Annotated in this window: 12 protein-coding genes; 9 read left to right on the top strand and 3 right to left on the bottom strand. The window is 68.8% G+C overall.

Annotation, left to right across the window (positions count from 1 at the left end):
- Nucleotides 1-45 precede the first annotated feature (45 nt).
- Nucleotides 46-525, bottom strand: a complete 480-nt coding sequence (locus ACZ6TD_RS22130; RefSeq protein ID WP_471356604.1) for a PLD nuclease N-terminal domain-containing protein — start codon at nucleotides 523-525, stop codon at nucleotides 46-48.
- Nucleotides 526-615: 90 nt separating this feature from the next.
- Between ACZ6TD_RS22130 and ACZ6TD_RS22125 the strand changes: the two genes are divergently transcribed.
- The 3 genes from ACZ6TD_RS22125 to ACZ6TD_RS22115 all read left to right on the top strand — a co-directional run bounded on the left by ACZ6TD_RS22125 (nucleotide 616) and on the right by ACZ6TD_RS22115 (nucleotide 3743).
- Nucleotides 616-2067, top strand: a complete 1452-nt coding sequence (locus ACZ6TD_RS22125; protein WP_471356602.1) for a menaquinone biosynthesis decarboxylase — start codon at nucleotides 616-618, stop codon at nucleotides 2065-2067.
- Nucleotides 2064-2987 carry a menaquinone biosynthesis prenyltransferase MqnP gene (gene mqnP, locus ACZ6TD_RS22120; protein WP_471356599.1) on the top strand — a complete coding sequence of 308 codons (924 nt, stop codon included), beginning with the start codon at nucleotides 2064-2066 and terminating at the stop codon, nucleotides 2985-2987. The genes ACZ6TD_RS22125 and mqnP overlap by 4 nt, the downstream gene beginning before the upstream one ends.
- Nucleotides 2988-3068: 81 nt before the next feature.
- A complete protein-coding gene (locus ACZ6TD_RS22115; protein ID WP_471357939.1) occupies nucleotides 3069-3743 on the top strand; it encodes a UbiX family flavin prenyltransferase in 675 nt (224 codons plus the stop codon).
- Here ACZ6TD_RS22115 and ACZ6TD_RS22110 read toward each other — a convergent pair.
- Nucleotides 3740-3916, bottom strand: a complete 177-nt coding sequence (locus ACZ6TD_RS22110) for a hypothetical protein (protein ID WP_470009835.1) — start codon at nucleotides 3914-3916, stop codon at nucleotides 3740-3742. The genes ACZ6TD_RS22115 and ACZ6TD_RS22110 overlap by 4 nt on opposite strands.
- A gap of 112 nt (nucleotides 3917-4028) precedes the next feature.
- Here ACZ6TD_RS22110 and ACZ6TD_RS22105 point away from each other — a divergent pair, with 112 nt between their 5' ends.
- The 6 genes from ACZ6TD_RS22105 (at nucleotide 4029) to ACZ6TD_RS22080 (ending at nucleotide 9241) form a co-directional block, all read left to right on the top strand.
- Entirely contained in the window at nucleotides 4029-4490 is a 462-nt protein-coding gene (locus ACZ6TD_RS22105) for an Lrp/AsnC family transcriptional regulator (protein WP_020869409.1), read from the top strand.
- A gap of 45 nt (nucleotides 4491-4535) precedes the next feature.
- Nucleotides 4536-5714, top strand: coding sequence for an aminofutalosine synthase MqnE (mqnE, locus tag ACZ6TD_RS22100; RefSeq protein WP_471356596.1), 1179 nt, complete (start codon nucleotides 4536-4538; stop codon nucleotides 5712-5714).
- A 138-nt stretch (nucleotides 5715-5852) separates the two neighbouring features.
- Nucleotides 5853-6512, top strand: a complete 660-nt coding sequence (locus ACZ6TD_RS22095; protein ID WP_471356593.1) for a UdgX family uracil-DNA binding protein — start codon at nucleotides 5853-5855, stop codon at nucleotides 6510-6512.
- A gap of 100 nt (nucleotides 6513-6612) precedes the next feature.
- Entirely contained in the window at nucleotides 6613-7137 is a 525-nt protein-coding gene (locus ACZ6TD_RS22090; protein WP_471356591.1) for a GNAT family N-acetyltransferase, read from the top strand.
- Between the two features lie 109 nt (nucleotides 7138-7246).
- On the top strand, nucleotides 7247-7534 hold the full coding sequence (locus tag ACZ6TD_RS22085) for a DUF4229 domain-containing protein (RefSeq protein WP_470009828.1): 288 nt from the start codon (nucleotides 7247-7249) through the stop codon (nucleotides 7532-7534).
- Nucleotides 7535-7912: 378 nt separating this feature from the next.
- A complete protein-coding gene (locus tag ACZ6TD_RS22080) occupies nucleotides 7913-9241 on the top strand; it encodes a dicarboxylate/amino acid:cation symporter (protein WP_471356588.1) in 1329 nt (442 codons plus the stop codon).
- Between the two features lie 136 nt (nucleotides 9242-9377).
- Here ACZ6TD_RS22080 and ACZ6TD_RS22075 read toward each other — a convergent pair whose 3' ends face one another.
- Nucleotides 9378-10730 (bottom strand): tetratricopeptide repeat protein, encoded by a 1353-nt coding sequence (locus ACZ6TD_RS22075; protein ID WP_471356585.1) that lies wholly within the window; start codon nucleotides 10728-10730, stop codon nucleotides 9378-9380.
- Between the last annotated feature and the right edge of the window lie 691 nt (nucleotides 10731-11421).

Raw genomic sequence — 11421 nt, 5'->3', positions numbered from 1 at the left:
GGGAACCGGCCGTTGTCGCGCTTGACCGGCGCGCCTGACCGCTCTTCAGGACGCGGCAGGCGGGGTGTCCTCCGGACCGGACCCGGACCCGGAACCCGAACCGGAGCCCGGCCCCTCGCCCTTGCGGCGCAGCTCCTCCTCGCGGCGGCGGAGGTCGGCCTCCCAGTCCCTCAGGCGCTCCTCGTCGCTCTCGCGGTCGCCGGGCGTGTCGGCCGATCCGTCCCCGTCGTCCTTACGGCCCTTGCCGTCCAGGGACTTGAGGAACTCGGGGTTGTCGTCCGGCGCGACCCAGCCGCCCCCGCCGCCCGTGCCCCGGACGCCGGGCCGCCCAGCGCCTCCGGGGACGGCGCGCTTGCGGCCCGCGATCAGCCAGGAGACGGAGCCCACGACGGGGAACAGCAGGACGAGGATCGCCCAGATGGGCTTGGGGATATAGCGGATGTCCTGTTCGTCGGTGGTGATGCAGTCGATGAACGCGTAGATGCTCAGTGCCAGCGGCACCAGGATCATCAGCACCCGTAGCATGAGGCGATTCCCCCTGCGTGTGGTGTTCGGGGCGGTGGCTCGGGCCCCCAGTTACGGGACCAGGGTAGTGCGTACCGGATACTGGGACGTATGGCTTATGACGATCTTCGTTCCTTTCTGCGGGCGCTCGACAGGGAAGGCGACCTCAAGAGGGTCAAGGCCGAGGTCGATCCCTACCTCGAGGTCGGGGAGATCGTCGACAGGGTCAACAAGGCGGGCGGCCCCGCGCTGCTCTTCGAGAACGTCAAGGGCTCGGCGATGCCGCTGGCCATGAATGTCTTCGGCACCGACCGCCGCCTCCTGAAGGCCCTGGGACTCGGCTCGTACGACGAGATCAGCGAGAAGATCGGCGGGCTGGTCAAACCCGAGCTGCCGCAGGGGTTCGTCGGACTGCGCGAGGCGTTCGGGAAGCTGGGCTCGATGGCCCATGTGCCGCCGAGGAAGGTGAAGGAGGCGCCCGTCCAGGAGGTGGTCCTCACCGGCGAGGACGTCGATCTGGACCAGCTTCCGGCGCTGTTCACCTGGCCCGAGGACGGCGGGTCGTTCTTCAACCTCGGCCTGACCCACACCAAGCACCCGGAGACCGGGGTGCGCAACCTCGGCCTCTACCGCCTCCAGCGCCATGACCGCCGCACCATCGGCATGCACTGGCAGATCCACAAGGACAGCCGCAACCACTACCAAGTGGCCGCCCGGCGCGGGGAGAAGCTCCCGGTGGCGATCGCCTTCGGCGCGCCGCCCGCCGTGACCTACGCCGCGACCGCGCCGCTGCCCGGCGACATCGACGAGTACCTCTTCGCGGGGTTCGTCCAGGGGCGGCGGGTCGAGATGGTCGACTGCAAGACGGTGCCGCTCCAGGTCCCGGCGGCCGCCGAGGTCGTCATCGAGGGCTGGCTGGAGCCCGGGAAGACGCTGCCGGAGGGCCCGTTCGGCGACCACACGGGCTTCTACACGCCCCAGGAGCCGTTCCCGGCCCTGACCATCGACTGTGTGACGATGCGGCGGCGGCCGCTGCTCCAGTCGATCGTGGTGGGCCGTCCGCCGACCGAGGACGGGCCGCTGGGGAGGGCGACCGAGCGGTTCTTCCTCCCGCTACTCAAGATCATCATCCCGGACATCGTGGACTACCACCTCCCCGAGTCCGGTGGGTTCCACAACTGCGCGATCGTCTCGATCGACAAGAAGTACCCCAAGCACGCACAGAAGGTGATGCACGCCATCTGGGGCGCGCACATGATGTCGCTCACCAAGCTGATCGTCGTGGTCGACGCCGACTGCGATGTCCACGATCTGCACGAGGTTTCCTGGCGTGCTCTGGGGAACACCGACTACGCCCGCGATCTGACCGTGGTCGAAGGCCCCGTCGACCATCTCGACCACGCCTCGTACCAGCAGTTCTGGGGCGGTAAGGCGGGCATCGACGCCACCGCGAAATGGCCCGAGGAGGGCTATACGCGCGACGGCGGATGGCCACGCATGGTCGTGTCCGATCCGGAGACCGCCGATCGGGTGACAAAGCGATGGAAGGAGTACGGGCTGTGAGCGCCGATTCCGCGACCCCCGATCTCTTCGGCCCCGAACCGGCGCCGCCCGGCCGGGTCCGCGCCTTCCTGCGGCTGGTGATGATCGAGCACTCGGTCTTCGCGCTGCCCTTCGCCTACATCGCCGCGCTGACCGCGATGCACCTGTGGGACGGCACCGTCCACTGGACGCGGCTGCTGCTGATCACGATCGCCATGGTGGGCATGCGCACCTTCGCGATGGCCTGCAACCGGATCATCGACCGCGAGATCGACGCCCGCAATCCGCGCACCGCCGGCCGTGAGCTGGTCACCGGCGCCGTGTCGGTGCGTACCGCGTGGACCGGCGCGCTCATCGCGCTCGCCGTCTTCCTGGGCTCGGCGGCGCTCCTGAACCCGCTGTGCCTGGCGCTGGCGCCGGTCGCGGTGGTGCCGATGGTGGTCTATCCGTACGGGAAGCGGTTCACCGACTATCCGCACGCCATCCTGGGCGTGGCCCAGGCCATCGGCCCGGTCGGCGCCTGGATCGGGGTCACCGGCGAGTGGTCGTGGGACGCGGCGATCCTGGGGCTCGCGATCGGCATCTGGATCGGCGGCTTCGACCTGATCTACGCCTGCCAGGACGTGGCGGCCGACCGGGCGCACGGGGTGCGGTCGGTGCCGGCCCGCTTCGGCATCGCGGGCGCCCTCTACGGGGCGCGCGTCTGCCATGTGGTCACCACGGCCCTGCTGGTCTGGTACGCGCTGGCGACGGACGCCGGGGCGTTCTTCTGGGTCGGGCTGTTGATCGTCGCGGCGGCGTTCGCGTACGAGCACACGATCGTGCGGCCGGGCGATCTGTCCCGGCTGAACCGCGCCTTCTTCACGGTCAACGGCTTCATCGGGATCGCCCTGTTCTGCTGCGCGCTCCTCGACCTCGTGGTGCGGGGCCTCGGCCTGTGAGACCCGCCGGATAGGCTCGGTGACGTGGAGAGGCCGCACGAGCCTTACGGACCGCATGAGCCGTACGGGCCGCACGAAGAAGTGAGCGGGCGCCGTCCCTGGGTGGTCGGTGTGTCCGGCGCGTCCGGGACGCCGTACGCCGCCTCGGTGCTGCGCGCGCTGCTGGCGGCGGGGGAGGCGGTCGACCTGGTGATCAGCCGGGCGTCACGGCTGACGCTGCTGGACGAGACGGGGATCGGGTTCCGGGACGCCCACTGGCGCGACGATCTGCGCCGCTGGCTGGCGCGCGGCGCGGACGGCACGCCCGACGCCTTCGAGGTGCCCGCCGAGGTGGCGGACGTGGCCCACTGGTCGCCCGGGGACCTGGCGGCCGGGCCGTCCTCCGGCTCGTATCCGGCCAAGGGGATGCTGATCGTCCCGGCGAGCACCGCGTGTGTGGCCGGGGTGGCGCTCGGGCTGTCGAAGGATCTGCTCCAGCGGGCCGCGAGCGTCACGCTCAAGGAACGGCGCAAGCTCGTGGTGGCGGTGCGCGAGACGCCGCTGAGCGGACAGACGCTGAAGGCTCTGGTGACGCTGGACGAGGCGGGCGCGGTGGTGCTGCCCGCCTCGCCGGCGTTCTACGCGGGGGCGACGCACATCCAGGATCTGGTGGACTTCGTCGCCGGGCGGGTGCTGGACGCGGCAGGGGTGCCGCACAAGCTGTACCGCCGGTGGGAGGGGGAGCTCGGTGGGGACCGGGACCGGGGAACGGCCTAGCGGGTCCAGCGCCGCCTGGTGCGCGCGGCGCGGGCCGCGACGACGGCCGCGCGGCGGGCCGCGCGGGAGACGGGCCGGTGGGTGGTACGGGCTGCACGCGAGCGGTTGGCCAGGTCCCGCAGCTCGAGCATGCGGGCCTCAAGGCCCTCGATCGTGTACACGGTGAGTCTCATCTCCTGAGGGATGGTCGATCGCCTAAAAGATTTACAGGGCTTGTGGCCCTGATGCCTTAGATTCTACATGTAATCTCGCCCAAACTTTGAATAATGGAAGGCGTACGTGCTTATGGACGCGGTGGACAGGCAGCTCATCCAGGCCCTGCGGGAGAACGGCCGGGCCTCCTACGCGGAGCTCGGCAGGCTCGTCGGCCTCTCCGGGCCCAGCGTCACGGACCGGATCAACCGCCTGGAGGCCGCCGGGGTGATCACCGGCTATCGCGCGACCGTGGACGCCGCCTCCCTGGGACTCGGCGTCACCGCGCTGATCGGCATCCAGCTCTCGGACGCCACCGACCACGAGGAAGTGGCCCACCGGTTGCGCGAGCTCGCCGAGATCGAGGACTGCTGGTTCATCGCGGGCGACGACTCCTACATGCTCAAGGTGCGCGCATCCGACGTGGACGGCCTGGAGCGGACCATCCGCCGGCTCTCCGGCACCAAGGGCGTCTCCCGCACCCGGACCACGATCGTGCTGTCCACGAAGTGGGAAAACCGGGTCGGCGAGCTTCCCGAGGACATCGAGGCGTAGTCTCGGCGAAGGCTGACATCAGCAGACGTATGGGAGGCGACCGGGGTGACGGGGACCACACACGACGCGGGTTTCAAAAGGGAGTTGGAGCAGAAGGTCCGCGCGGGCGAGCGGCTCTCGCGGGAGGACGGCATCGCCCTTTACGAGTCCGACGATCTGGCCTGGCTGGGCGGTCTCGCCCATGAGGTGCGCACCCGTAAGAACGGCGACGTCGTGCACTTCAACGTCAACCGCCACCTCAACATGACGAACGTGTGCACCGCGTCCTGCGCGTACTGCTCCTTCCAGCGCAAGCCCGGCGAGAAGGACGCCTACACGATGCGCATCGAGGAGGCCGTCCGCCTCGCCAAGGCGATGGAGAACGAGAACCTCACCGAGCTGCACATCGTCAACGGCCTGCACCCCACCCTCCCCTGGCGCTACTACCCGCGGTCGCTCAAGGCGCTCAAGGAGGCCCTTCCGCAGGTCTCGCTCAAGGCGTTCACCGCCACCGAGATCCACCACTTCGAGAAGATCTCCGGCATGCCGGCCTCGGAGATCCTCGACGAGCTGATCGACGCCGGGCTGGAGTCGCTCACCGGCGGCGGCGCCGAGATCTTCGACTGGGAGGTCCGGCAGCACATCGTCGACCACGAGACCCACTGGGAGGACTGGTCGCGCATCCACCGGCTCGCGCACGAGAAGGGGCTCAAGACCCCCTGCACGATGCTCTACGGGCACATCGAGGAGCCCCGCCACCGGGTGGACCACGTGCTGCGCCTGCGTGAGCTCCAGGACGAGACCGGCGGCTTCCAGGTCTTCATCCCGCTGCGCTACCAGCACGACTTCGTGGACATGAAGGACGGCAAGATCCGCAACCGCCTTCAGGCCCGCACCACCATGGCCACCGGCGCGGAGGCGCTGAAGACCTTCGCGGTCTCGCGGCTGCTCTTCGACAACGTGCCGCACGTCAAGGTCTTCTGGGTGATGCACGGCGTGCAGACCGCACAGCTCGCGCTCAACCACGGCGCGGACGACATGGACGGGTCGGTCGTGGAGTACAAGATCACCCACGACGCCGACGACTACGGGACGCCCAACAAGCTCACCCGTGACGACCTGCTCGACCTGATCCGGGACGCCGGTTTCCGGCCGGTGGAGCGGAACACCCGCTACGAGGTCATCCGCGAGTTCGAGGGCCCGGACCCGGCCCGTCGCGAGACCCCGCAGCCGATGCGGGTGTGATCCGTACGGCGGACGTGACGCGTGCGCGGGCGCATCGCCGGTGTGACCCGTATCGCGGCCGTACCGCCGGTGTGAGCCGTATCGCTCTCCGCCCGGCGGCCGCTGTCTAACGGCCGCCGAGCGGGGCACTCGGGGGCCATGGCCGGTACGAAGAGCCCCGAGGACGCGTACACCGCCGCCCCCTTCGTCCCGGAGGGCGCCGACCTGGGCGCGCTCCGGGAGGCGGCGGCCGGATGCCACGGCTGCCCGCTGCACCGCGACGCCACGCAGACCGTCTTCGGCGCCGGGGATCCGGACGCCCGGGTCGTGCTCGTCGGCGAGCAGCCGGGCGACCAGGAGGACCGGCAGGGCAAGCCCTTCGTGGGCCCGGCGGGCAAGGTCCTCGACCGGGCTCTGGACGAGGCCGGGATCGACCCGGACGAGACTTACATCACCAACGCGGTCAAGCACTTCAAGTTCACCCACGTCCCCGAGCGCGGAAAGCGGCGCATCCACAAGCCGCCCAGCCTGCGCGAGCTCTCCGCCTGCGGACCCTGGCTCGAGGCCGAGCTGGAGCTGATCGAGCCCGAGGTGGTCGTGGCGCTCGGTGCCACGGCGGGGAAGGCGCTGCTGGGCTCGTCGTTCCGGGTGACCGAGCAGCGCGGGACGCGGCTGGAGGGCGACCCGTCGGGACCGGCGCGCGGCGCCCTCATCGTCCCCACGATCCACCCCTCCGCGGTGCTGCGGGCCGATGACCGGGAGGCGGTGTACGAGGGGCTGGTGGCCGATCTGAGGGTCGCGGCGGAGGCGCTGGGATGAGCCCCGGCCGCGGTCACGCACGGGGCCGGCCGGACCGCGATCGGGTACGGGCTCGGGGCGCCCGGGGACGCTGACAGACCCCCTGGGTATCGTCGATCGCATGCCCCTGCGCTGTGAACTCGACCCCGCGACCACCCCCGAGCTGCTCGACTCCGTCTGCGCCCTCTGGGCCGACGTCTCGAACGCGGGCGGCGCCGTCGGCTTCGTACCGCCCGTGGCCAAGGACGACATACGCCCCGAGCTGCTCAAGCACCTCGCCGCGATGACGGAGGGCCGGACCCGTCTGCTCCTCGGCCGCGACGAGGACGGCGCCGTGGCCGCCACCGCCTTCTTCACCTTCAACACCCACCGGCTGATGCGCCACTGGTGCTGGCTCTACACCGTGATGGTGCACCCCTCCCACCAGGGCAAGGGATACGGCCGCGCCCTTATGGCGGCCGCCGAGGACGCCGCGCGCGATATGGACGGCATCCAGGGGATTCGGCTCACCTGCCGCGGCGGCACCGGGGCGGACCTCTTCTACGAGCGGTGCGGCTACAAGGAGGTCGGGCGGGTGCCCGGCGCGATCAAGGTCGCGGACGACGACTTCCGGGACGACGTCACCATGTGGCTGCCGCTGAATTGATCAGAAACCGGCCGTGGTTCACTGGGAGGACAGGTTCTTCCGGTGGCAACCCCCGGAAGAGCTCGCAGCAGAACTCCCCACAGAACTCCCAGGAGAGAGAGGACGAGTCGTGTCCTTCACGCCGAGCGCCGCGTTCCGCTACACCCTCATGCGCCTGGGAATCTTCGTCGGTTCGTTCCTGGCCATCTGGGCCCTGGTCTACTTCCGGGTGCTGCCCTCCGGCCTCGGCAGCTCCAATCTCTTCTGGGTGATGCTGCTCGCGCTGGTCGTCTCCGCGCCGCTCAGCTGGGTCGTGCTGCGCAAGCAGCGGGACGCCATGGCCGTCCAGGTCGCCGAGAAGGTGGACCGCGCCAAGGAGCGGCTGGCGGCGAACCAGAGCCAGGAGGACGGCGTCTGACCGGCGCTGGACTGTAACCCTCCTCACACCACCCCACACGCTCCACCGACGCCCCTCGGGCCAGTTTCCGCTGGCGCAAGGGGCGTTGACGCCTTTTGGCCCCTCAGATGCCCTCGGATGCCCTCAGGCACCCTCAGAAGTCAAAGATTTCCTTTGGGTTCCCCAAAGCGGCGGTGTTAACGTACTTGTCATGAAGACAGCAGCCGCGCCCCACATCGCAGCGAGCGTTCCGCTCGTGGCGCGCCTGCACATCGATCTTTGCCGCTGCCTGTCCGCGGCCTGTCGTCGCCGCTGATCCACCTCGCGCACAGCGGCCGGAGATCCCGTACGGACTCCTGGCTTTCTCCCGCCCTCTTGACCTCCACCGGAGTGTGTCCGTTGTCGTCCGCCCTCAAGGCGTCCCCCCAGGGGTCGTCGTCCTTCCGCCTGCCCAAGGTGCCCTTCTGGGCGCAGATCCTGCTGGGCCTCGTCCTCGGTGTGGTGCTCGGCTGGATCGCCCGCAGCGGTGATGTCGGCTGGCTGGTCACCACGCTCGACAAGATCGGCACCATCTTCGTCCAGCTGCTGAAGCTGGCCGTCGCCCCGCTGGTGTTCTTCGCGATCCTGATCTCGATCACCAATCTGCGGAACGTCAACAATGCCGCCCGGCTGGCGACCCGCACCCTGCTGTGGTTCATGGCCACCTCGCTCATCGCCGTCGCCATCGGCCTGGCGATCGGCCTGGTCACCAACCCGGGCGCGGGCACCGACCTGACCCCCAAGGACGGCGCCAAGCCCGACCACGCGGGCTCCTGGCTGGACTTCCTCACCGGCATCGTGCCGACCGACGTCATCACCCCGTTCACCCAGCTGAACGTGTTGCAGATCGTCTTCCTCGCCGCCGTCGCGGGCGTCGCCGCCCTCCAGCTCGGCGAGAAGGCCCAGCCGATCCTCACCCTGAGCCAGTCGGTGCTCGAACTGCTCCAGAAGGCCCTGTGGTGGGTCATCCGCCTCGCCCCGCTGGGCACCCTGGGCCTCATCGGCACCGCCATCGCCGACTACGGCTGGAACCTGATCGGCAAGTACGCGACCTTCACCGCCGACATCTACATCGGCTGCGCGCTGGTGATGTTCGGCGTCTACCCGCTGCTGCTGGCGACGGTCGCCAAGGTCAACCCCCTGAACTTCTTCAAGGGCGCCTGGCCCGCCATCCAGCTCGCCTTCGTCTCCCGCTCCTCGGTCGGCACCATGCCGCTGACCCAGAAGGTCACCGAGCGGCTGGGCGTCCCCAAGGAGTACGCCTCCTTCGCCGTGCCCTTCGGCTCGACGACGAAGATGGACGGCTGCGCCTCGATCTACCCGGCGATCGCCGCGATCTTCATCGCCCAGATCTTCGACGTGAACCTCGGCGTCGGCGACTACCTCCTGATCGCCTTCGTCTCGGTGATCGGCTCCGCCGCCACCGCCGGCCTTACGGGCGCCACGGTCATGCTGACCCTGACCCTCTCCACCCTGGGGCTCCCCCTGGAGGGCGTCGGCCTGCTGATGGCCATCGACCCGGTCCTGGACATGATGAGGACCGCCACCAACGTTGCTGGACAATCAGTATGCACGTTGCTGGTGGCCGGGCGTGAGGGAATCCTCGACCGTGACGCATATAACAACGTTAAGAGCGTTGACGTGAAGGACGGGGACGCCGAGCCGCAGTCGGTCGCGGCTGCTGCCTAGCAGCAACTTGGTGTTGCCGTCACCTCGTTCACTTCGCCCCCGTTCTCTGTCGAGAGCGGGGGCGAAGGGCTTCATGCGGGCGTGATCCGGGCCCCCGCTCCAGGAGGATGCGGGGCCCGGATCGTGTATGTCGGGTTCAGAACGGAAGTTCGGGTCTGGCGGTGCCTCGTTTGATGGTCATGATCTGTTCGTGGAAGTCCCGTGCAGCTGCTTCGCGCGGGTACCTGGCGCGCAGTTCCTTGTCCAGCTCGTCGGCGACTAAAAGCAGGGACGGGAGGGACTTGCGGTCGGCTTCCAGGGCCGTGGTGCCCATGCCGATGGCTTCTTCGATCTCGCCCGTGCGGGCTGCGGCGACTCCGAGTGTGAGGCGGGCTTCTGCGGCGCGCATGGGCGAGATCTCGGTGCCATCGGGGCCGGTGCTGATGCGGATCACTGAGCGGGCGTGGGAGGCGGCGCGCTCGTCGTCTCCGAGGAGACGGTAGGCGTCCATCTCGTAGAAGTCCCACTTGTCCGGGTCGATGATGAAATGGTGTTCGGGGTGGTCCGGCCTGGGAAGTCGGTCCAGCCTGGCGCGCCCGGCGTCGAGGGACTGGCGGACGAGTCGGGCGTCTCCCATGCGGGCGGCGGCGCGTGCCTTGTGGGCGTAGAGCTGGACGCCGACAGAATGTGTCTGGTCCGCCGTGTGTCCGGCCTCGACGGCGTCGAGCATGTCTTGCCAACGGCTCTGGGTGAGGGCGAACCACGCTTCGATCTCCCATGCCCAAGCCTTGATCTCGCTGTGTCCTGCCTCCTCGCCTATCCGGAGTGCGGCGGCCTTGCTGAGATTGGCGGCCTCGCGCTGGCCCCGGTCGTACTGGACGCACGCGTTCAGCAGGAACAGCCATCCGGTGTCCACGAGAAGTTCCCGGTGTTGGCGGAGGGTCATCCGGCCTTCGAGCTGTTTGGTGACGTATTGCAGGCCGTTCCGGGTGCGGTCGTGCAGGTAGTCGGCGTCGGCGTAGGGGTAGGCACGGGCCAGTTGGTCGATGCCTTCCTCGATCGATTCCAGGGCCGCGCTGTTGATGCTGGACATCTCCGTGCGCCGCAGCATCTCCGCGATGTCCCAGATGCCAGCGCCACCCTGTGAGATCAGAGTGCTTGGATCTTCCAGATGAGTGGTTCTGGCGGGTCGTTCCAGCTCCCAGGGACGCGGGGCGACTCCCGCGAGGTGACCGGGGATGCGCAGACCGTCCACCACTTCGAGGATCTTGTGGAACTGAGTGATCCGTGGGCGAGCACCCTTGCCGTCGGTCTCCGGCCGGGCCATCTTGCCGATGTGCTCGCGCTTGTAGCCGACGGCCTCGGCGATCTTGGCGTAGCTGATGCTTCCGTGGATCTTGGCCAGTCTGAAGACTTCGCCGAAGTCATGGTTGGCGATCGCCGACCGCACGTCCGCGCGCTCCAGTACATGAGGCGGCAGAGCTGCCGGTGTCGGTGCAGCTTCGGTCATCTCACTTCCCCATCGTGATTGACCTACGTCTCTTCTGGTCCGATCTTCGTTCTGATCTGTGTGCCCTCTCGTCTCGCGAGTGTACCCACGAGGGGGGTCCCCAAGAGGGGGGAGCGACGGCCGGGACCTGGGGTGCAACCTCGGGTCACCCTGCCGGGAGGGTCTCGGCAGATGTGATCAGAGACGGCGGTCCGTGTCGTGAACGCGAGGGAAGCCCGGCAACGTGACCACACGATGCATAAGCGGCCTCGTTTACTGCCGTGGCCGAACACGGCAGGGCGGCCCTGTTACCTGGTGACGGATGACAGCGACAGTCCGCTGTCGCAACTGGCTGACGAGATGGAGGCAGTACAACTCCACACTGCATCCGAACTCCTGGGTCGCGCGGGCATGTTGCTTGCTGATCCCCAAGCGGGCGAGGTTGAGATGCGGTTCTTGGTCAAGCGCCTGTGTGAAGGGCTGCGGGACACACTGAGGGTCGCCGAGAGCCGGGGTGGGCGGCTGCCCGCCTTACCTGACGGTGAGCCGGACGATCGCCCCGATGGCCCTTCTGCGCATGAGGGCGGGAGGCCGAATGAGTAGGGCTCTGCCCGGGGCCTCGAAGGAGTGGCACGTCGGTCCCGTGCCGGGGCTGGGTCTGCGCCGTGAAAGGGACGGCCACCTTGTGCTGCCTCTGGCGGTGGCCCGCTGC

The sequence above is a fragment of the Streptomyces yongxingensis genome (assembly GCF_055597465.1).
Note: the sequence above shows the minus strand (reverse complement) of the source record. Positions and strands in the feature narration are given on the sequence as shown.